17 protein-coding genes and 1 pseudogene are annotated in these 21,114 nt (G+C 44.1%); 10 read left to right on the top strand and 8 right to left on the bottom strand.

From position 1 onward, the window contains the following. Nucleotides 1-350: 350 nt before the first annotated feature. Nucleotides 351-2,695, top strand: a pseudogene (locus tag BCT49_RS17925) (ATP-binding protein). Between the two features lies 1 nt (nt 2,696). After that, on the top strand, nt 2,697-3,584 hold the full coding sequence (locus tag BCT49_RS17930) for a mechanosensitive ion channel family protein (protein ID WP_102437131.1): 888 nt from the start codon (nt 2,697-2,699) through the stop codon (nt 3,582-3,584). A 164-nt stretch (nt 3,585-3,748) separates the two neighbouring features. On the opposite strand, the gene BCT49_RS17935 is transcribed toward BCT49_RS17930, so the two are convergent. After that, nucleotides 3,749-5,368: a methyl-accepting chemotaxis protein gene (locus BCT49_RS17935; RefSeq protein WP_102437133.1), complete on the bottom strand. Its 1,620-nt coding sequence runs from the start codon at nt 5,366-5,368 to the stop codon at nt 3,749-3,751. 275 nt (nt 5,369-5,643) lie between these two features. Between BCT49_RS17935 and BCT49_RS17940 the strand changes: the two genes are divergently transcribed. Then, on the top strand, nt 5,644-6,330 hold the full coding sequence (locus BCT49_RS17940; protein WP_102437135.1) for a hypothetical protein: 687 nt from the start codon (nt 5,644-5,646) through the stop codon (nt 6,328-6,330). Nucleotides 6,331-6,412: 82 nt separating this feature from the next. Here BCT49_RS17940 and BCT49_RS17945 read toward each other — a convergent pair whose 3' ends face one another. Further along, nucleotides 6,413-8,440 carry a sensor histidine kinase gene (locus BCT49_RS17945; RefSeq protein ID WP_102437137.1) on the bottom strand — a complete coding sequence of 676 codons (2,028 nt, stop codon included), beginning with the start codon at nt 8,438-8,440 and terminating at the stop codon, nt 6,413-6,415. After that, a complete protein-coding gene (locus BCT49_RS17950; RefSeq protein ID WP_102437139.1) occupies nt 8,430-9,893 on the bottom strand; it encodes a sigma-54-dependent transcriptional regulator in 1,464 nt (487 codons plus the stop codon). Before BCT49_RS17950 ends, BCT49_RS17945 begins: the two co-directional genes overlap by 11 nt. A 303-nt stretch (nt 9,894-10,196) precedes the next feature. On the opposite strand from BCT49_RS17950, the gene BCT49_RS17955 reads away from it, so the two are divergent. The 6 genes from BCT49_RS17955 to BCT49_RS17980 all read left to right on the top strand — a co-directional run bounded on the left by BCT49_RS17955 (nt 10,197) and on the right by BCT49_RS17980 (nt 15,529). Beyond that, entirely contained in the window at nt 10,197-11,003 is an 807-nt protein-coding gene (locus BCT49_RS17955; RefSeq protein ID WP_102437207.1) for a substrate-binding domain-containing protein, read from the top strand. A 148-nt stretch (nt 11,004-11,151) separates the two neighbouring features. After that, on the top strand, nt 11,152-11,850 hold the full coding sequence (locus BCT49_RS17960; RefSeq protein WP_017107083.1) for an ABC transporter permease: 699 nt from the start codon (nt 11,152-11,154) through the stop codon (nt 11,848-11,850). 10 nt (nt 11,851-11,860) lie between these two features. Continuing rightward, on the top strand, nt 11,861-12,580 hold the full coding sequence (locus tag BCT49_RS17965; RefSeq protein ID WP_009846743.1) for an energy-coupling factor ABC transporter ATP-binding protein: 720 nt from the start codon (nt 11,861-11,863) through the stop codon (nt 12,578-12,580). Next, nucleotides 12,558-13,142, top strand: a complete 585-nt coding sequence (mobA, locus tag BCT49_RS17970; RefSeq protein ID WP_102437141.1) for a molybdenum cofactor guanylyltransferase MobA — start codon at nt 12,558-12,560, stop codon at nt 13,140-13,142. Before BCT49_RS17965 ends, mobA begins: the two co-directional genes overlap by 23 nt. Next, complete coding sequence (locus BCT49_RS17975; RefSeq protein ID WP_102437143.1) at nt 13,142-14,959, top strand: bifunctional molybdopterin-guanine dinucleotide biosynthesis adaptor protein MobB/molybdopterin molybdotransferase MoeA; 1,818 nt, start codon at nt 13,142-13,144, stop codon at nt 14,957-14,959. Before mobA ends, BCT49_RS17975 begins: the two co-directional genes overlap by 1 nt. Nucleotides 14,960-15,262: 303 nt before the next feature. After that, nucleotides 15,263-15,529: a DUF2960 family protein gene (locus BCT49_RS17980; RefSeq protein WP_004733780.1), complete on the top strand. Its 267-nt coding sequence runs from the start codon at nt 15,263-15,265 to the stop codon at nt 15,527-15,529. A 186-nt stretch (nt 15,530-15,715) separates the two neighbouring features. On the opposite strand, the gene nagK is transcribed toward BCT49_RS17980, so the two are convergent. After that, nucleotides 15,716-16,624, bottom strand: a complete 909-nt coding sequence (gene nagK, locus BCT49_RS17985) for an N-acetylglucosamine kinase (protein WP_017112058.1) — start codon at nt 16,622-16,624, stop codon at nt 15,716-15,718. A 163-nt stretch (nt 16,625-16,787) separates the two neighbouring features. Further along, entirely contained in the window at nt 16,788-17,534 is a 747-nt protein-coding gene (locus BCT49_RS17990; protein WP_102437145.1) for a tRNA-uridine aminocarboxypropyltransferase, read from the bottom strand. 72 nt (nt 17,535-17,606) lie between these two features. On the opposite strand from BCT49_RS17990, the gene BCT49_RS17995 reads away from it, so the two are divergent. Beyond that, nucleotides 17,607-18,410 carry a sterol desaturase family protein gene (locus BCT49_RS17995; RefSeq protein WP_102437147.1) on the top strand — a complete coding sequence of 268 codons (804 nt, stop codon included), beginning with the start codon at nt 17,607-17,609 and terminating at the stop codon, nt 18,408-18,410. A 21-nt stretch (nt 18,411-18,431) separates the two neighbouring features. On the opposite strand, the gene BCT49_RS18000 is transcribed toward BCT49_RS17995, so the two are convergent. From BCT49_RS18000 to BCT49_RS18010, 3 genes are all read right to left on the bottom strand, one after another. Continuing rightward, nucleotides 18,432-19,079 (bottom strand): helix-turn-helix transcriptional regulator, encoded by a 648-nt coding sequence (locus BCT49_RS18000; RefSeq protein WP_017112055.1) that lies wholly within the window; start codon nt 19,077-19,079, stop codon nt 18,432-18,434. A gap of 75 nt (nt 19,080-19,154) precedes the next feature. Beyond that, complete coding sequence (locus tag BCT49_RS18005) at nt 19,155-20,429, bottom strand: serine dehydratase subunit alpha family protein (protein WP_102437149.1); 1,275 nt, start codon at nt 20,427-20,429, stop codon at nt 19,155-19,157. Nucleotides 20,430-20,455: 26 nt separating this feature from the next. Continuing rightward, a complete protein-coding gene (locus BCT49_RS18010) occupies nt 20,456-20,836 on the bottom strand; it encodes a RidA family protein (protein WP_102437151.1) in 381 nt (126 codons plus the stop codon). Nucleotides 20,837-21,114: the final 278 nt, after the last annotated feature.

Consider the following 21,114-nt stretch of genomic DNA (forward strand, 5'->3'; position numbering starts at 1 on the left):
CATAATTTGAGCTGACTCACACTTTTGATTTTCTCTTTGTGTTCATAAAAACGCCACAATCCGTAAAATACAAAATATCGAACAACCGCCGATAATGGGGCTTATATAACGGCTTAAATTCTACCGACAATTGAATATATCGCACGGCGCATCGTTACAACCTAACCTACTTTCAGCCTATTTGTTTACGGTACTGGCTGATGCTCAAATACTAGCCCAAACCCTGACAATTTCATGACAAAGACGAAAGAAACAGGAATAAAGTACTCGCCCCCGAAAAAGGGTTAGATTTCACAAAGCACCATTATCTAACTATAGTAATCCTAACCTCATAATTCTAAGAGACTTTTATGCGTTCACTATCGCGCTTCTTATTGTTCACTTTAGCCATGCTCTCTTGGCCTAGTCATGCCAACTTGGAATATGACTTGCAGTCACGTCCTCAGGTGTCTGACATTGCCCAAGATCTGGATCAACGCATTAATGCACTCCCCGACCCTCTGTTTATGGAGGCGGCAGACAAACGTAAGGTCAATGTTTTATTAGCCGAAGTTCTTCGTGTCCAAAACCAACAAATCGCAACCTTTGATCAACAGCTTCTGGATTATCGAAAAAACAGTGATGCGGATTTGTGGTTTGACGTTGAATCGAGCTACGTAACATTAAACAGTTTAAATGTGAGTAAGCAGCACTTACTTGAGCAGACCACCACCGCGAACAAAGAGCGCTTAACGGGTTTTGGTCCTTATGGTGTAACGCAGTTTAAGCAAGAGTGGCGACTGACTAAGCTCAACGTTGAATATTTGGTGTATTTCCAAACTCGTAGCTTCAAAGCGTTGATCACTGACATCTTCATTTCGCCAGTGCCTGTTATTTGGGCCTCTCTGAAAGTGCTGTTTATCTACTTCGCTTTAGTGTGGTGGCTGTCAAACAGCACACGCCTGATTGAATTATTCCGAGTTAATTTCTTGGAAGCTAAGCAGAACCCTCCCTTCTTAGTGCGTTTGATTTGGTACGTGAGCCGTGCCCATCGCGCGATAGCGTGGTTAATCGCGATTACCATCTCATTGCGTATTCTCTCAAGCATACCGAGCTTACAACACCTGATATTCCTAGAGATCTTTACGTGGTGGATTCTTGGTGGCTCGATAGCCATTAGCTTTATTCTGGAATTCGCGTTCCGTATTAGCCGAACCTCAAACCAAGAAGTCATTGCGCTGCGACTTTCAACGATTCGCCGTTATGTATGGAGTTTTATCGTTGCGGGTGTGATTCTTCAGATTTCAATCCGTACGTTAGTAAAGGTACGATTTACAGCTGGATCTACAGTGCGTTGTTCTTCTGGTTTGTGCTTGTGACCATATCTGTATTGAGGTTATGGCGTGCGAAAGTGTTTGACGCATTGCATCATATTTCCGATCGCCCTGTGTGGGTCAATTGGGCGGTGAATCGCCAAGACACCCTTATTCTCAATATTCTGGCAACCGCAATTGGTGTTGTGTGGCTAACGGTGTACACCTTCCAACATCGAATCATGGCGTTGCTATCTGGTTATACTCTGTTTAGCCAAGCGTTGGCTTATTTGTTCAGAATTGAAGTTGCGAAACAGTCAGACCTTGATAAGAACCAACAGAATCTTGTTAGAATTAAAGGCGACCAAACTTTTGAATACGTTCTACCAGGTTCTATTGACAGTACTTTGATTGACTACGCGGGCGATGAAGTGAAACAGCTTAATCGCTATCTGATGTCTGACAGCCCCGCGATTTGTATTGTGTCTGGTGAACGTGGTGTTGGCTCTACAACCCTGCTCTACACGTTGCTGCATAAAGTTACCAATGCAGAGCCAATCTACGTTAGTTGCCCTTATGCCGGTTACAAAGAGTTTCTTTGCCACTTGGCTGTAAGCATCGGACTGGAAGAAGAAGCGACCGAAATTCAGATTCTGGCTCATTTACGTAAAAGCGAAATCACTTACCTGATCGCGATCGACAATGCACAACGACTTGTTAAGCCGATGGTTGGTGGTCTATCCGATTTGATTCGCTTAACCAACTTACTGCGCCGTTCTAAAAAGAATCACCGTGTGGTGATGTCGATTGCTAAATCAAGCTGGCGATTTGTCGATAGAGCTCGTGGCGAGCGTCTATTGTTTGATTTCGTGTGTTTCTTACCTCGTTGGACTGAGAAGCAAATCGGTGAGCTCCTGACAAGCCGCATCAATACCGAGTTAGAAAAGCCGTTGTCGTTTGATGGATTGGTGGTTCCTAAACAGTGGGATCAAGATGAGATGACAGAAGAAGAACGAGCTCGCCAAGGCTTCTATCGAATTCTATGGCATTACTCTGATGGTAATCCAACAGTGGCTCTGCGCTTCTTCCGCTTATCTCTTAATAGAAACAAAGACACTGACCAAGCTGTCGTCAGGTTGTTCCATGTGCCTGAAGCGCAAGAATTAGAGAACATGCCTAAACCTATGCTGGCCGTGCTTCGCTCGATTGTTCAGCTCGAGATAGCCTCTCCTGAAGTTTTGTCTGACTGTACTCAGCTGAGTATTGCGGAGATTACGGGCATTCTGCGTTACTTCGAAAGTCGAGGTTACATTGGTTGGAGTGAAGAGAAGGCAAAGATTTCCGATCACTGGTTCCGCCACATTACGAACGTTCTCGACCGTCAACATCTCTTGGTGAAGTAAAATGAAGAAATTATTTGTCCTATTATTTGTTGGCTTAACGACTGCTATGAGTTTTCCGACCTTCGCGACGGAAGAGTTGGCCAATGTAGAAAACATCTCGAAGATAGCGAGCTTGGTGCGATGGAGTGGCGTGTTCTTCTCCGCTATCGTCATTGCCGCAATGTGGTTGCTGCTTAAGTTCATTAATTCGATGGTAACCAGCTTCGGTAGCCAATTCGTTCAATATCGAATGCTGCTGCAAAAGCTCCAGTCGTTTATGCAGTTCTTCATCTATGTGAGCACGGGTCTGATCGTGTTTATGATGAGTTTCCGTATCAACGACCAAATACTGGCTCTGATTGGTGGTACCCTCGCCGTATCCGTTGGCTTTGCGCTTAAAGACTTGGCGGCGTCTTTCATCGCAGGTATCACCGTGATGATCGATAGACCTTTTCAAGTTGGTGACCGTGTCACGTTTGAGGGTAACTACGGCGACATTATCACTATCGGTTTACGTTCAGTGCGTATGAGAACGCTGAACGATGACATCATTACCATCCCAAACAACAAGTTCTTAAATGAAGTGACGACGAGCGGTAACTACGGCGCATTAGATATGCAGGTGGTGATTCCGTTTTACGTAGGAATGGATGAAGACATCACCCTAGCCCGTGACTTGATTCAAGAAGCCGCTTCTTCAAGCCGTTACATCCACTTGCCGAAGCCTGTTACTGTTCTGGTTAAACAAACCATTACCGACAACTATCTAGCGATACAGCTTACTTGTAAGGCTTATGTGGTCGATACGGCGTATGAGAAATTGTTTGAAACTGACATTACCCTTCGAGTGATGAAAGAGTTTAAGAAACACAACATCAACCCACCGAAGATTTCAGTGACGGCACATTAATAAGGTTGGCTTAACGCGCTTCTTTTTCTTAACGCTTTTGTTTTGCTAAGCAAGTTAGCAATCCAGTCATCTACAACCAAAAACACCTCCGAACTTGTCTCAGTGCGGAGGTGTTTTTTATGAGGTTTTAGCTTAGTTCTTGCTTAGTAATACCTAGGTTGGGATTAAACCTTAAAGTACTTCAATTGATCAGTAAGGTGCTCTGTGGTGTTGGCCATTTTCTGACTGTCTTCTGCTAGTGACTGTGAAGCTTGCAGTACTTCGTTAGCCGCCAGATGAATCCCAGTGACACTTTCACTCATTTCAGTTGCTACCGTGCTCTGTTGCTCCGAGGCTGCAGCAATTTGAGCCACCATGTCGTTGGCGTTGTGTAGCTCATTTACAATAACATCCAGTTGTTGGCGCGTTTCATTCGAGGCCACAACACTGTGGTCCACTTTCTCGTTGCTGCTTTGCATTGCTTTAAAGGTGCGCTCGGCTTGTTGAGTGAGTTTCTCAATTGTCGATTGCACTTCATTGGTTGAGTTCTGAGTACGACTCGCAAGGTTACGAACTTCGTCTGCCACAACCGCGAACCCTCTACCTTGCTCACCTGCACGTGCCGCTTCTATCGCCGCATTGAGCGCTAGTAAGTTTGTTTGTTCTGATACATCACGGATCACGCTGACCACTTGGCTTATCTCGCTAACACCGGATTGTAGGTCTCTTACCAATTTGTTAGCCGTAGAGATGTTTTCTGAAACTTGAGAGATGGTTTTAGACGTAACCTGCATGTTCTCATCGTTTTGATTGGCATGATCGACGACTTTATTGGTGCTCGCCGCTGTGTTCTCCGCATTAACCGCGACATCTGAAATAGTGGCGCTCATTTCTGTCATCGCAGTAGATAGTAATTCCAGCTGCGCGTGCTGCGAATTGACACTGGTCGCCGCCTCTTCACTCGCTTGTGCAATGTGACTTGCCATGTTGCTCGATAGATCCGCAGATTCATTGGCGGTACGTAGCGTGCTTTGCAGCTTATCAAGCATGGTATCGATCTGCTGGCTCATGTCTCCTAGTTCGTCTTTACGCGTCATGTTCATACGTACACGCAGGTCGCCATCGGCAATCTTATGGGTGTTATCGATAAGCTTATTGAGAGGCACAAGGATGTTATTAGATATCGCGTAGCCCATCGCAAACAGTAGGCCAGACAACACAACCGCAACCATGCCTTCCTTAATCGCCAACGCGTAGAACGCATCTTGGATATCCGCGACCAATATTCCAGAACCTAGCACCCAATTCCATTTAGGGAACAGTTGTACGTAGGAGATCTTGTCTTTCAACTCTCCATTCGGGCTCTTCCATTGGTAATCAAGAAAGCCTTTCTGTTGCGCAGTTTGAGAAATGGTCACCATCTCACGCCAGTGATACTTGCCCGCGCCATCTCTTAAGTTACCCGCGTTCTTGCCATTGAGCTCTGGCTTAAGTGGATGACTAATGATGTTGAGTTGCTGGTTTAGGATCCAAAAATAGTTGGTGCTGTCATAGCGAAGCGTTTCAATGGCTTGCAGTGCTTGTTTCTTTGCTGTCTCTTCGCCAAGAACATTTCGTTGGTCATAATAGTGTTGAGCTAGGCTGACCGCTGTTTCGACTTGAGCACTGAGTTTATCTTGCCGCTCTTCCATGGAGCTAGCGCGCTGTTGCATTAGATTAAAAGTGGATGCCATTACCAATAGAACAACCGATAAAATGACGATGGATACGAGTTTTGATTTGATAGATAAGTTACTTAATTTCATAGCTGACTGACTTTATTATTTGTTTTGATTATGGATTTTCGACCAAGTTATCAAAATTTCGGACAGTTCAGATGATATGCATCAAGATCGAAAGATATACACTGTGTTACATAGCCAAAAGGAGGTACTCGTCAAACAGGCAGGTGTTGAGGTTTTCGTAATACTAGATATTTAATAATTGATTGATATCAAGATATGTTTAGATTGAAGCTATAAATACAGCTTACTTTCATTTATATGGTATGATGTTCTCAAAGATAAATTAGAGATGAAAAATGAAAAACCATATACTTGTCCCGTTAATATTCGTAACCCTCTCAGGCTGCGCAGCATCAATCCCCCAGAATGCTAAAACTGAAGTTAAATCTTTTAGCACGCCCAAAATCAGTGTTCTTACAAGTGCTTATGTTGGCGACTTTATGATTGACCAAGGAAAAGCTACAACTAAAAAATATCTGACTGTTCACCAGTCTATTGATGGCGCCTTCTATAATATAAGTCAAGGCTCATATGTTGAAATGGGCTACGATGGGAAGAAATCATGGTTCAACATTTATTCGACTAATGGAGGACTCGTTTCTCCAGGGGCTTTTGTAGATCCACCTTATGCATTATCTGTGGACGAAACGAAGCAGGTTTGTGTTTCTTCTGTGATAGCAAAAGAAGTAAAATGCTATGAAGGAACGTCTAATATTGAAGATAAAACAATCAATGATAGCGCGAGCTTTCGCCAAACGTTGATATATAACGGTTCTGTGGGAACAAAGTTAAACATTTCATACCGAGAATTTACCAATGATATGGCTCGCGGGGCTTTCACTAATGATGTTGAGTACGATATGTCAAAATCAAACCTTATTAATTACAAAGGTGCTCGAATCGAAGTTCTAAATTATGACAATAGCTCTATCGAATTCAAAGTGTTGAAACATTTTAGAGAAAATGTGTCAGTAACATTCTAAAAAAGACTAAGCTGTTAAAAACCAAACTCACTCGGGAGTCCCAACAATCGAGTGAGTTATACAGTTATATTTTTGCTTAAACTTATAGATTTGATACTAGCAATTGAGGCGTGGCTTTTTGTTGAAGATAGATACTAAAGCGGCTCCCTTTACCCACTTCAGATTCAACACGTATTTCACCGCCGGTTTGGCTCAAGATACTTTGAGATACCGACAAGCCTAAGCCTGTACCGTCTCGTTTGGTGGTATAGAAAGGCGAAAAGATGCGTTTCAATTGCTCTTCTTTGATACCACAGCCTTCATCTTCAACATGAACAATAGCACCGTGAGATACACCATTTTCAACCCAGTCTTCACTTGAGATAGTCAATGTGCCCTTTCCGTCCATAGCGTGAATCGCATTCATCTGTAGGTTAACCAGAATCTGTAGCAATTGGTTGCGGTTCACTTCGACAGACGTTTTCGCGTGCAGTTGGGAAACGTACACAATGCCTTTCTTCTTAGCACCTGTTTTGACAAGCGTAATACTCTCATCAACTATTGGATTGATGTGCTGCCAAGTGATCTCATCTTGTACGCCACCATGACGGCTATATTGAAGCAGGCTTCGTGTGATATTTCGGATTCGGTCGATCTGCTCCATGATCGCGTGGACTTCTTCGTCTACACGAGCCACTTCGTCACCGAGTTCAAACTTCATCAATTCGACGTTGCCAAGAATCACCGCCGTCGGGTTATTAATCTCATGGGCGATGCCCGCGGTTAATTCACCTAACGCGGCTAATTTTTCATTGACCACCAGCTTGTCTCGAGCTTGATTCAACAGCTTGATATGCAGTTCGAGCTCTTCGGTTTTTTCTTTCAAACTAGCTGTTCGAGAATGAACCTTACATTCGAGTTCTGAAGCGGCTTGTTGGATCTCTTGATTACGTTCGTGTAGCAAATCTAACATCTTGTCGAATTGCTTAGCGAGCAAAGTAAGTTCGTGTTGATCGTTTAAACCCAACGTGCCAATTCGCTTGTCTTGCCCCATCTGGACTAGCTTTACGACTTTATGAATGCGTTCAATAGGATTGAAAAGATCACGCGCACCACGATGAACGATCAAACCAGAAGCCAGTAACAACAACACAATCGTTATGCTGATTTCACCAAGGTTAGTTAAATACGTTTCGACTAATGGCCAAATCAAATAACCGGTATAAAGCATGCCGATGACATTATCGAATTGGTCATGAATCGGTTGATACGCGGTGATGTACCAAGCGTCGTAAACGTAAGCACGATCCAACCACTCTTTACCCTCGTTTAACACTTTTGAGTGAACCTCATGTGAAACACGAGTACCGATTGCGCGCCCTGCACTTTCTTCGCTACTCAGTGGTACATTTGTGCTGACACGAAGGTCATCAAGGAAAACCGTGACCGTACCAATACGACGATTAAAACCATCGCGTTGCGGATAAATTAGGTTACTGATCTGATCAACTAACTGCGTGCTGTTATTAAGCAGGATCCCGCCATCGAGAAAGCCAATCACGTGATCATTCTTGTCTCGAATCGACACCACGGTGCGGCTAACTAAACCCCGAGTTTCAACATTTTGGCTATTGAGCATTGGGACTTCGGCTTGTCTTGCAAGGTTTTGGTCTAGTTCGTTGAGTTCGTTTTGGCTTAATACACTAAAGAACGACTCTTTGTGGGTCAGGTTGAGGTATTCCAGTTTCTTTTCCATGCTCTCGACGCTACGCCAGCGTAAAAAATCAAGTTCATAGCGAGATTTGTTTTCAGAAACCCAGCGCGTGAGCTCTTCTTTCGAAATATCACTCGTGAGTTTGATTCGGAAGTTGTAAGACTCGGCAAAGGCTTGAACGTTATAGGCCTGTTGGTTTTGAATCAGATGAATACTGTTGTCTGCAACATCCAAACGCTCATCAACATCGATCAATGCGCCCTGCCATGTGTAATGAACAGACCAGTACAAAGTGATCGCAACCAGAGCACATAAAGTTAAGATGATCGGCGCAGACGTTAAAAATAGCAGGCGATAACGCACCATGGTTCTGAATCGGAACGCCCACTTTGACCACCATTGACGTCTAATCGGCATATTCAGAGCCTTCTGTATTCCACTCTTTGTATTTACGCTCTAACGTTTTACGAGCAACGCCAAGATCTCGAGACGCCGCTGATTTGTTTCCATCATGAAAACTAACCAACTGTTCTATATGTGCTTTCTCAACATCTTTGAGCGTCCAAGTGTTCGGATAACCTTCAACGGCATCATTGTTATCCAAATTAGGCAATTCAGCACCGTGTGACACCGTCACTGAAATGCTGGTGGGTGCTGGGTCACCGTTAATCTCACGCCAATAGTGAGCAGGTGGCTTGTCTAATAAGATGCAACGTTCGACCAAGTTTTTAAGTTCACGAATATTTCCTGGCCACTCGTATTCGTTCATCGCCAAGATATCTTCATGCGCCCAGTTTGGAACCGGTACACCCAGTTCACTCGATAATAGACGGGTGAAATATGGAACCAACTCAATCAGATCCGATGGACGTTCTCTTAATGGCACGACATCAATCTTGAGTACATTGAGTCGGTAGAACAGATCGCGGCGGAAGTGTCCTTTGTCGACCTCTTCTTGAAGGTTTCGGTTGGTTGCTGCGACAACACGTACATCGACCGCGATCTCTTTCTCACTGCCTACCGGACGAATTGTGCGTTGTTCTAAAACGCGTAAAAGCGCTGCTTGCATTGGCAGTGGCATTTCCCCGATTTCATCAAGGAACAGTGTGCCGCCACTTGCGACTCTAAATAGGCCTTCTCGGTTCTTCTTCGCACCAGTAAAGGCACCAGAGGTGTGGCCAAACAATTCACTTTCTAAAAGCTCAGGAGCAATCGCTCCACAGTTGATTGGCACAAATGGCCCTGTTCGTTTGCTGGCTTCATGCACGCCACGGGCAACTAACTCTTTACCCGTCCCCGACTCACCTTCAATTAATACCGAAGCTCTCGATGGTGCGAATTGACTGATGAGTTGTTTAAGCTGTTTGGTTTTATCTGAGTTGCCGATCAGTTCAGTTTTGATATGACGGCTAACATCGCGCTTCAACGCGTATTGCATTCTTTGGTCTAGGCGCTTGTCCATACAACGAAGTACGGCTTTTATCATCTGTTCTAAGTTGAAAGGCTTCAAAATAAAATCAGAGGCGCCAAGTTTGAGTGCAGAGATGGTCATTTCGAGATCAGCATAACCCGTCATAAAAATAACATCGGCGCGTTTGTCGGCGTCGTTGAATACTTCTTCCCATTCAATGCCAGAACGACCTGGGAGATTGATATCAAGCACGATCAAATCGAAATGTTCGTTACAACGCAGAACCTCGGCTTCTTCTACCGAACCGGCACTGGATACCTTGCCAAAATACTTACCTAGTGCTTTCTTAAGAATAGCCTGCATACCAATTTCATCGTCGACCACCAAGACAGAAAATGCCTGATATTGAGTCAATGTGTTGGAGTTGAGGTTAGAGGCGCTTGAACTAGGTAAAGACATAATGATCAGCCGATAGGGAAAGTTGGGACAGAGTGTACCAATTAACCTTTTACGCAACAGGGTCAATGTGCGACATTTTGTCCTAGCTCATGTTTTGTTTTAATTTATGAGGTCAAAAGGCGCAGTTTCGTTCGAAATAACAGCAATTTAATGAGATCTGATGCATGATTTATTGGCACTAACATTGCTTATAAGGTGATGATTTCTAATTACAAAAATTAGCATCGTATGAACATGACCTTCTTTGAGCCCCTTGAAGTTGAAGGCGTGTCATTCATTTATAACAGAATGGACATAATAATAATGAAAGCAATTCCCTTAACTATTGCCGCTCTATCTATCGTCAGTTACTCGGCTAGCAGCGCAGAAGACACCACCCACATCAAACTTGCGACAACAACAAGCACGTATCACTCTGGCCTACTAGACTACTTATTACCTGAGTTTGAAAAAGACTCTGGTATTAAGGTCGACGTTCTTGCGGCAGGTACGGGTAAATCACTTCGTATGGGTGAGAACGGCGATGTTGATCTGGTGATGACTCACGCACCTAAGGCAGAAGCGAATTTCGTTGAACAAGGCTACGGCGTTCTACCTCGTAAACTGATGTATAACGACTTTGTTATCGTAGGCCCACAAGCTGATCCAGCACACATTGAATCTCAAAAAGCAGTGGCTGATGTGTTCAAAGCGATTGCAACAAACAATGTGACGTTCGTTTCTCGTGGTGATGATTCTGGTACTCACAAAAAAGAGATGGGCATCTGGGCACAAACCAAAATGGAACCAAACTTCGGTGGTTACCGCAGTGTTGGTCAAGGCATGGGCCCTACTCTGAACATGGCGTCTGAAATGCAAGGCTACACCATGACAGACCGTGGTACTTGGTTAGCTTACCAAAACAAACTTGACCTCAAAGTATTGTTCCAAGGTGATAAGAACCTATTCAACCCATACCAAGTGATTCTAGTAAACCCAGAGCGTTACCCGACCATCAATTACCAAGCAGCGAAAGTATTCAGTGATTGGCTGGTTAACCCTAAAGGACAAAAACTGATTAACGACTTCAAGCTACACGGTAAACAGTTGTTTGTTGCTAGCGCTGAATAGTCGTCATTGCACTATTCTTACAGGGTGAATAGTGAACTCGAAAAGAATCAATAGCTGACTCACCCTGTTTCACATACCCAGTGTCAGCTATTACCAAAATATCAGCATTACTTTTTAAGACTTATTGTCGCTTTAAACGAGATACTTCATGACCTTATGGCAAACAACGCTTGATGCAATGAACCTACTAGTGAGTTTTGACCACGAACTGTGGAAAATCGTCGCGGTATCCTTCAGCGTTTCATTGTCCGCCATTTCTCTGGTGATTGTTCCTGCAATCATTATGGCTTTCTTATTGGCTTACACCGAATTCCCCGGTAAATGGGCGCTGCTTTCGGTAATTAACACCTTACAAGCGATACCAACCGTGGTGATTGGCTTGTTGATGTACATGATGCTCTCTCGTTCTGGCCCACTCGGTGATTGGCAACTGCTGTTCACCCAGAAGGCGATGATTCTGGGTCAAATGCTGATCTGTTTCCCGATTCTAGTTGCCATGATGCATGGCGCGCTGCAAGCCAGCGATCGCCGAGCAGTAGAAACGGCACGTACTCTTGGAGTCTCAACCACTCGAGTCGCGTGTACTTTAATTTGGGAAACACGTTTCCCTCTGTTGGCAGCAACCATTGCGGCATTTTCACGCATCGTGACCGAAGTCGGTTGTTCGATGATGGTCGGCGGCAACATTATGGGAATGACACGAAACATCCCAACGGCTATTGCTATGGAAAGTCACAAAGGCGCATTTGCTCAAGGTGTGGCACTTGGTATGGTTTTATTAGCATTGGCATTAGCCCTTAACTTTTTCCTTTCCAGTGTGAGAGGAAAAGGCTACTTGAGAACTTAGGAACGCTGTCATGAGTATAAAAATAACAACGCAGCAAATTTCAATGCGCTACAAAGAGCGTGTTTTGTTCCACATCCCAGAACTGTCGATCGGCCCTAACGATGCTATTTATCTCAAAGGCGATAACGGTGTTGGCAAAACGACCCTACTTAAAATCTTGTCAGGATTGATCAAGCCAAGCTCTGGCCGTATTCAGTCTCCGACACAAAGTTGGCAACATAGCCTGTTTCCTAGGCTAAAATTTAAAGACATCATCTATCTACACCAAACCCCTTACCTTTTTGATGGTTCGGTGTACCAAAATGTCGCTTATGGCATTCGCTTTAACAAAGAGAGCCAAAAAGATAAGCGAGCTCAAATAATTAATGCGTTGAGGATGGTAGGTTTAGAAACCCTAGCAGACGAGCACATTTCTGTTTTGTCTGGTGGTGAGCGTCAACGCGTAGCAATGGCACGAGCTTGGATTCTCAAGCCTTCAATTTTGCTGATGGACGAACCAAGTGCTTCTTTAGACAAAGAATCTATTGAAAGATTGGTCATTATGGCCGAAGATCTTCTTCAGAGAGGCGCGAGTTTGGTCATCACTAGTCACCAAACTAACGCGTTAACCGATTTATGTAAGAAGCAGTGGTGGATCAAAGACAACACCTTGACCGAATCACCGCTTCTGCAAGTTATTAAAAAGAACAAAGCACAAGAGAATATTTATGCTGCTTCCAACGCAAACTAGTTGGGTTATTTTGGCTGGCGGACAAGCCAGCCGTATGGGCGGAAAAGATAAAGGACTCGTTGAGCTCAACGGTTCTCCGCTTATTCAATACGTTATAGATAAGCTGTCACAACAAGATGTCAGTATTACCATCAATGCCAATCGTAACCTCGACAGTTACCAAGCATTTGCTCCGGTTGTTTCCGATTCGTTCCCTGATTATCCTGGTCCTTTGGGTGGCATTCATGCCGGCCTTAAAAATGCGGCTACAGATTGGGTTGGCTTTGTTCCTTGCGACAGCCCTCAAATCAGTGACGACCTTGTTGAGCGTTTTTGTGCAGCGGTAAAAGAAGACAGCGACATTCTGGTGGCTCACGATGGCGAATTTAAGCAACCTGTATTCACCCTGTTCCACAAACGTGTTCTTCCAAAATTAGAAGCGTTTTTAGAGCGTGGCGACCGCAAGATCATCTTGCTATACAAAGAATGTGTGACTGAGTACGTAGATTTTAGCGACGCGCCTAACTGCTTTGTTAATCTCAATACGCCAGAAGAACTCACCCAATTTGGAACGCTTCAATAATGAAAGATTCAAAACAACGCCCTAACCTTCCTTTATTGGGCTTTGCTGCTTACAGCGGCACAGGCAAAACAACCGTACTTGAAGCGTTGCTGCCTCTGCTGACTAATGCGGGTTTAAAAGTGGGTGTTCTTAAACACGCTCATCACGATTTCGATGTCGATAAGCCAGGTAAAGACAGCTACCGCCTACGTAAAGCGGGCGCAAATCAAATGCTGATCGCTTCGCGCAACCGGCACGTGATGATGACAGAAACGCCAGAAGCCGAAGCAGACTTTGATTACCTGCTGACACGCTTTGATACCAACACGTTGAACTTGATTCTGGTTGAAGGCTGCAAGAACATCGCCTTCCCAAAAATTGAATTACACAGAGACGAAGTTGGTAAGCCTTGGCTGTATCCAAACGATGACAACATTATTGCTATCGCTGCAGACAGCCAAGTTGAATCAGGCTTGCCACAAATGGCGATCAGCGACTTAGAAGCGATTCGTGATTTCATCATCGAGTATGCTCAGTCATTCGACCCTTCATCGACAACAAGCAAAACAGCGTCGTGTTCATCTTCAAAAGACGATTCACCTGTTGTGTGTTGTGATTCATTTTCTCCTGCTGGTCTAAGCGTTACGCAAGGTCAGCAAAAGATCGTCGATAGTATTGATGCTTTGGTTCTAACTGAATCAGTGGCGTTAGAAAAAGGCTACGGTCGCGTACTGGCTGAAGATGTTATCTCGCCAATCAATGTGCCTCAAAACACCAACTCTGCGATGGATGGCTACGCAATCCGCAGTGAAGATTTAGAATTGGATAGTTACCAACTGGTTGCTGAAGTCATGGCTGGTCACAGCTACGACAAAACCGTTCAACAAGGTGAAGCCGTTAAGATCATGACTGGCGCACCAATGCCTGAGGGCGTTGATGTAGTTGTGATGCGTGAGCAAGCTGTTCAAGAAGGCGACACAGTTAGCTTCCCAGACGCTAAAATCTCTATAGGACAAAATGTCCGCATGGCGGGTGAAGATTTAGAAATCGGCCAACCTGTATTTACTCGTGGTACACGTATCGAAGCACCAGAAATGGGCATGATGGCGTCACTGGGTTTTGGTAGCTGCCCTGTTCTACGTAAAGTAAAAGTCGGTGTGTTCTCTACGGGTGATGAAGTTCAAGATCCGGGTAGCGAGCAGAAGCCGAACTCTATCTATGACTCGAACCGTTTCACGATCATCGGCATGCTTCAAAAGCTAGGTTGTGACATTGTTGACTACGGCATCATTGAAGATGATGAACAAAAGATGATGGATGTACTTCACGCTGCGTCTTTAGAGACCGATATGGTTCTGACTTCAGGTGGTGTGTCTGTCGGTGATGCTGATTACATCAAACTCGCGTTGGACAAACTGGGCGAGATTAATTTCTGGCGCATCAACATGCGTCCGGGTCGCCCTCTTGCTTACGGCAAAATTGAAGACAAACCTTTCTTTGGTTTACCGGGCAATCCAGTTGCCGTGATGGTGTCGTTTATTAACTTTGTAGAACCAGCAATCCGTAAACTACAAGGTCAAACGAACTGGACACCTGTGAAAGCAAACGCGGTTGCGACTGAGCAATTACGTTCTCGTCAAGGTCGTACTGAGTTCAGCCGTGGTGTGTTTTCGATGAACGAATCAGGCGTGCTTGAAGTGAAAACAACCGGTAAGCAAGGTTCAGGTATTCTGCGTTCAATGAGCGAAGCGAACTGCTTAATCGAAATCTCGCCGGCGGTTGATACCGTAAAAGTTGGTGAAACAGTAACGATCATTCCACTGCAAGGGCGTGTTTAATTTAAGGTTCAATGAGACCTAAATTGACTTACCAGATCTTTAATTGACTTAGCTGCTTTTTAATTGACTTGGAAGATCTTCGCCAAGACATAGACGAAGCCCCTTCTTTCGAGCTTTCGATGTTAAGGGGCTTTTTGTTCTTTTCGTTTCGTGAAAGACAACCTGTTCGTTGCCTAAAAGACAAATAGCTTAAATTACGCTAAATGTTAGAACGATAATCTTAAGATTTTTTATCATAACCTTGAGCCACGTACTGTTTTTATGTAGAGTGCGCGCAAAGTAATAATTCTATTGGAGAGCATCATGGCTCGTACCATTCTGTACACTTACAAAGACGAAGACAAAGAGTTGCTGTTTTCGAAACAAGAACACCGCACGATCCAAGAAGCTGTTGCTGCAGCTGAAGGTATCGACATCACTGAGTATCTCAAAACTGAGCAACAGCTTGAGTTTATTTCTGATACTAAAGCGGTTCGTAACTACCAAGATAACTATTTCCGTAAGCTTGGCTTTACTAAGCTTACGTTGAAGCAAAAAGACAACCTTGGTGTTGGCAAAAAGAAGAAGTAAGCCCTCTGGCTTCTTTTCTCGATCTGTAGCTTCTAGCTTTTCGTTTTCACTTGAGAGCTAAGAAGTTAAGAGCAAAAATAAGATCTAAAGAAACGAAAACACCGAACAATAAAAAATGCCGCAACCTCTTTCGAGATTGCGGCATTTTTATTTATGCTTTTTAACTAGCTTAACGTTAAGTTGATATTACTTAATGTTAAGGAATGCAGCACCACGAACGCCGCCTGAATCACCGTGTTTCGCTTTGATGATCTTAGGACACTTCGCTACAGACAGTAGGTACTTAGGTATGCGCTTTGGCATTTCTTCGTAGATAAGTTCGAAGTTTGAAAGACCGCCACCTAATGCAACAACATGTGGGTCAAGACCCGTAAACAGGTTCGCAAAACAGATAGCCAATAGCTCCATGAAGCGATCTACGTGCTCAGCCGCTTTTGCTTCACCTTCGTTGTATGCTTGGATGATTTCAATCGCTTTCTTCTTCTCACCGAAGTAGTGCTCATAAATCAATTCGAAGCCACGACCTGATAAGTAGCTGTCTAAACAACCTTTCTTACCACAACCACAACCCAATAGCGGTGCGTTGTCGCCAAGGTGGAACCATGCATCAATAGGAAGACGCATATGGCCGAGCTCGCCTGCAACGTGGTTACGACCAGAGAAAACTTTGCCTTCATAAACTAAACCGCCACCGAAGCCAGTACCTAGAATTAGGCCAGCCACTGATGGTTCATCTTTAAGTTCATCATCCCATGCTTCTGAAAGCGCAAAACAGTTTGCATCGTTCTCGATTTTTACACTACGACCAATAAGCGCTTCTAAGTCTTTACGTAGTGGCTTACCTGTTGAAGCTGGTACGTTAACAACAAGCATCGTGCCGTCGTCTGCGTTTTCCATGCCAGGAAGACCAAGGCCAATTTTGCCTTCGCAAGAGAATTCGCTGTCGTATTTTTTTACCAAACCAGCAATCGTATCAAGCAGTAATTGATAATCGTCTGTTGGTGTTGGAACACGCTCTGTTGCTACTCGCTCAAGTTTCTCATTGAATGCACCAAACTCAATTTTTGTGCCGCCAACATCGAAGCCGTAATACATGAAATCTCTCCAATTTTTCCCTAAATTCGGGCAAATAAAATTTTTAAATTAAACAACTAAGGAGCATTATCCATAACACTCCCCCTACAAACCGTGATAGATAACAAACTTATCTCGTGATCGAGTCTGTTTGAACAACAAGTCAGCACAAAGCGGTTAAAGGTTAGAGTGAAGTCTCACTTTTACTGTGTTCTATGAAAGCGTTCAGGCTAGGTTTGGTTGGATCTGACTTATAACGCGTCTTACTTAGCATGTAGCTTTCTCGAAATGCTTCAAACCATAGCTGTAAAGTCTTAGCGCCCTGCTCTTCACCCGCTTGCTTTAATACTAAGCTCGCGACTTCTGCAGTAGAAAGGTGTTGTTCGTTGTCTGACTTACGCATCATGTATTGAGAAACTGATTCAGGCTCAATCGATAGCACAGGTAAACCTTGCAGATACTCTGAACGACGGAAGATACGTCGTGCTTCGCGCCAACTGCCATCAATGAAAATCAGCAATAACGTTTTGTTTGGGTCGCGCATCTGTGGCAGGTCTTGAACCACGCGCGTTTTGTCGTCGGTATAGTCTTCAGGGAATACGATCACGGGTTGGTATTTGTCATCTTTGAGGACATCCAACATCTCTTGATTTGGCTCAGTACGATGCCAAAGGTACGCGTAGCTGTCCTTAACCGTGTCGACAATGAGTCGCCCAGTGTTACTTGGTTTCAAGATTTCGTTATCTGACAAGATCAACATGGTAGCGACGTTCGTATCTATGTTTGGTTGATGCTCACAGATACAGCTGTCTTGTTTGATTTTGCAATACTCACATCGAACCACTTTACAACCGCGTGCATTAAACGGCTTGGTAGCAATGGATAAACGGTGTTGGTATAAACGGTGGAAAGCGTGGATTCTCATGGACAATAACGACAGATAGAACTAGAAAAGTGGCACGATTGTACTTACAGTGGCTTGATAATGATAGAAGGAATTCTTATGCAGGACCCAGCACTACTACGCCTTGTTTGTTTTATCACCGCTTTCATCATGTGTGCGTTGTGGGAGTATCGAGCTCCTAGAAAAACGCTGACTCAAAGCAAATGGTTTCGTTGGGGGAATAACTTCTCTTTGATGGCTCTTAACAGTGTTTTGATGGCGACATTAATACCTGTTGCGGCCTTTCAAGCTGCGATCATTGCCGAACAAAATCAGTGGGGTCTGTTTAACACCATCTCATTGCCTTTTGAAATCACCGTGTTTTTGTGTGTCGTGTTGTTGGATTTAGCAATCTATACACAGCACTTGGTCTTTCATCGAATTCCTCTGCTTTGGAAACTACACCGAGTTCATCATGCGGATCTCGATATCGATGTGACAACGGGTACACGCTTTCACCCGATTGAGATGATCTTATCGATGTTGATTAAAGTCGCGTTGATTTTTGTGCTCGGCGTTCCGGCATTAGCGGTAATGATCTTCGAAGTGGTGTTGAATGTGAGTGCGATGTTCAACCACAGCAACGGCCGATTGCCTTTGTGGCTGGATAAACAGTTACGCAAAGTGATTGTTACGCCCGACATGCACCGAGTCCACCACTCTGTCATTGTTAAAGAAACCCATTCGAACTTTGGTTTCTTCTTATCGGTGTGGGACATTTGGTTCAAAACCTATCGCGCTCAACCTAAGCTTGGCCACGACAAGGTCAATATTGGTGTTCCCGAAATACGCGATGGAAAAGAGCAGCGACTGGATAAACTGATCACCCAGCCATTTAGATACAACCAGAAAACTAAAAACTAGACAGTAAACGCGAACCAAACGTTACGCTTTTAGCTCACGTAGATAGCGGTAAATGGTGTGGATCGAGATATCGAGCCCTTTTGCTGCTATTTGCGCACTGTCTTTCAAATCGAAAATACCCATTTCATGCAATCGCGTCACAATCTCACGACTCTTCTTCGATGGTGCAATTTCAGGATCGCTCGTCACCTGCTCTCGCACGGTTTCAATTGAGCTGTGCATCATCTCTTCATTACTGCGGGCAAAAGTTTCAGGCGTCGTTTGAGGTCTTTCCAAGTGCGGAAGCAAACAAGGAACCAGTGAATGCATCACCTCTTGGAATGGCGCATCGAGGTTGGTGTTGATACATAACAAACCGATGGCTTTCTGTTGAGGATTTCGAATTATCGTCGTCATAGAACGTAAGGTTTTTCCATCGGGACATTTTGTCATATACGCACCCGACACATCCTTACCTTGAGTCAGCTTCATCAACGCCAAGTTGGTAATCGGAGCACCTACGTCTCGACCGGTGACATGACTGTTCGCGATTTTGATAATCGAAGGGTTGCGAACATCTAAACTGTGCAATAACACTTCCGTATGCTCGCCATACATTGCAGCAATCCCGTCAACGATGTTTTCGATTGAGTGCAAAATATCATAATCACTTTGAGCTAATTCAAACACTGAGTCCTTCCTCTTCTGGCGAAAAAACCGCTAAGTAAAAATACCAAGCGGTTTGTTTTATTCTAAAACGTTTGATTACGCTGACATTATATCAATAATCGTTGAGTCTGTAACACTCATACCAGCGGTAACCAATTTTCCAATATTGCGGATACTGGTCTCGACATCATCAGCAACAATGCCTTGGTTATGAGCTTCATTACAGCGCATCGCCATTAAGAAGCCATTTACCGCCGCACTGGTTGAGGTTTTCACCTTCATCGCGCAAGTCGATTTCGCACCATCACAAACCATTCCAGAACAATCACTTAGTACGTTCTGAATTGAGTAACAACCTTGCTCAAATGAACCTTTAGCAAGATACACCATCGCCATCGCAGCAGCTGCACTGGTGACGGTGTTACCACAGAAAGCAGAAAGCGGCGGATAGTACGACTTGATGTAAATGGCACCAAGATGGCTCATGATCAGTGCGCGAGCCAATTGTTCTTGAGACGATTTAAAGTGTTTGGCAATCACAACAACCGGTATTGTTGCAGCAATACCTTGATTGCCACTACCAAAGTTACTCATCGCAGGTAATGTTGCACCGCCCATACGAGCGTCAGATGCCGCTGCGGTTTGCATAACGATGCTGTTCACAAGATCTTCGCTCATTAAACCCAGTTGGATACCTTGTTCCATGGTACGACCAACCTCGAGCCCATACGCGTGGTCAAGACCTTCTTGCGACAGCTTGCCGTTAAGTTCAGAGGCTTCCAAAATAAACTGAATATCTTCGAAGTCTGCGCTCGTGGCATAGTTATAGATACTGCCAATATCAATATCGATCCCTTCACAAATCGATCCTGTAGACACCGTTTGATCGCAATCTTGACTGAATAGAACCGTACCATTTAAGGTCTTGGTGATGATCTGAGTATGACCACCACTGATTTCAACCGTCGCGATTTGTCCTTCAGACTCAACTTCAGCATAACAATAGATGAATTCATCGACGTCTTTGCGATGTGCGCTCACCTGCCCTGCATCAATAAGTGCCTGAGCTTTATCGACATCTTGTGCGGTGATCTTCGCTAGAACTTCTAAACCAGCGTGTGGGTCCCCACCAATTGCACCAACAGCTGCAGCAATGGGTAAGCCGATTTTTCCTGTTCCCGGAACAAACACGCCCATAGAGTTTTTGTATAAATTATCCGATACATACACTCGAACTTTATCCGGTGTACCCACAAGCATCTTGGCCGCGACTGAACAAGCGTAAGCTGCGGAGATGGGTTCTGTGCAGCCAAGAGCGGGTTTAACGACGGTATTTAAAATCTCTTTATACTGTTGCCATTGTTGTTTCATAGTAAGGACCTCACACTATTCTTTGTTTACTTACGACCAGCAATTGCTTCAATTTCGATTTTCACGCCGAGAGGAAGATCCTTCACTGCAAAGCAGCTACGAGCGGGACAATCCGTTTCAAAGAACTCTTTATAGACCTCGTTGAACGCAGCAAAATCGTTAATGTCTGATAAGTAACATGTTGTTTTGAGTACTGCGTCCAGGTCACTGCCTGCCGCTTGTAAAACATATTGAAGGTTAAGCAACGACTGACGGGATTGTTCGCTAACACCGCCTTCCACTACGCCGCCCTTTTCTTTGCATACAGGCAATTGGCCTGACGTAAAAACTAGGTTACCCATCGCGTTGCCGTGTGAGTAAGGTCCAATAGCTTCTGGTGCTTTATCTGCTGTAATGATTTCTTTCATGTTTAATCCTGTTCTCAGTTGCCTAAATATTTCAACTACAGTTTAAACATTGAAAACGATAAAATGCAAAAATAGTTGCAATAAAATCAACTTAAATAGAACAATCAAAGATACTAAAAATGGAACAACCACTAACTAGTTGAATTTAATTAACTTAATTCAAAGTTCATTTTTGTCCCACTCAAGAATACCGATCTAAATCAAATAAATTTTAATCTATGTTTGAAAAATAAATTAATCACCAATACGATTCTCACCATAATTTGCAAATAAATTTG

It is taken from the genome of Vibrio lentus (assembly GCF_002875945.1).
GTDB classification, from domain to species: Bacteria; Pseudomonadota; Gammaproteobacteria; order Enterobacterales; family Vibrionaceae; genus Vibrio; species Vibrio apostichopi.

Bases quoted from the DNA above. Each gene is read 5' to 3' on its own strand.
- BCT49_RS17930 (WP_102437131.1), top strand. From the start codon at position 2,697: ATGAAGAAATTATTTGTCCTATTATTTGTTGGCTTAACGACTGCTATG.
- BCT49_RS17935 (WP_102437133.1), bottom strand. From the start codon at position 5,368: ATGAAATTAAGTAACTTATCTATCAAATCAAAACTCGTATCCATCGTC.
- BCT49_RS17940 (WP_102437135.1), top strand. From the start codon at position 5,644: ATGAAAAACCATATACTTGTCCCGTTAATATTCGTAACCCTCTCAGGC.
- BCT49_RS17945 (WP_102437137.1), bottom strand. From the start codon at position 8,440: ATGCCGATTAGACGTCAATGGTGGTCAAAGTGGGCGTTCCGATTCAGA.
- BCT49_RS17950 (WP_102437139.1), bottom strand. From the start codon at position 9,893: ATGTCTTTACCTAGTTCAAGCGCCTCTAACCTCAACTCCAACACATTG.
- BCT49_RS17955 (WP_102437207.1), top strand. From the start codon at position 10,197: ATGAAAGCAATTCCCTTAACTATTGCCGCTCTATCTATCGTCAGTTAC.
- BCT49_RS17960 (WP_017107083.1), top strand. From the start codon at position 11,152: ATGACCTTATGGCAAACAACGCTTGATGCAATGAACCTACTAGTGAGT.
- BCT49_RS17965 (WP_009846743.1), top strand. From the start codon at position 11,861: ATGAGTATAAAAATAACAACGCAGCAAATTTCAATGCGCTACAAAGAG.
- mobA (WP_102437141.1), top strand. From the start codon at position 12,558: ATGCTGCTTCCAACGCAAACTAGTTGGGTTATTTTGGCTGGCGGACAA.
- BCT49_RS17975 (WP_102437143.1), top strand. From the start codon at position 13,142: ATGAAAGATTCAAAACAACGCCCTAACCTTCCTTTATTGGGCTTTGCT.
- BCT49_RS17980 (WP_004733780.1), top strand. From the start codon at position 15,263: ATGGCTCGTACCATTCTGTACACTTACAAAGACGAAGACAAAGAGTTG.
- nagK (WP_017112058.1), bottom strand. From the start codon at position 16,624: ATGTATTACGGCTTCGATGTTGGCGGCACAAAAATTGAGTTTGGTGCA.
- BCT49_RS17995 (WP_102437147.1), top strand. From the start codon at position 17,607: ATGCAGGACCCAGCACTACTACGCCTTGTTTGTTTTATCACCGCTTTC.
- BCT49_RS18005 (WP_102437149.1), bottom strand. From the start codon at position 20,429: ATGAAACAACAATGGCAACAGTATAAAGAGATTTTAAATACCGTCGTT.
- BCT49_RS18010 (WP_102437151.1), bottom strand. From the start codon at position 20,836: ATGAAAGAAATCATTACAGCAGATAAAGCACCAGAAGCTATTGGACCT.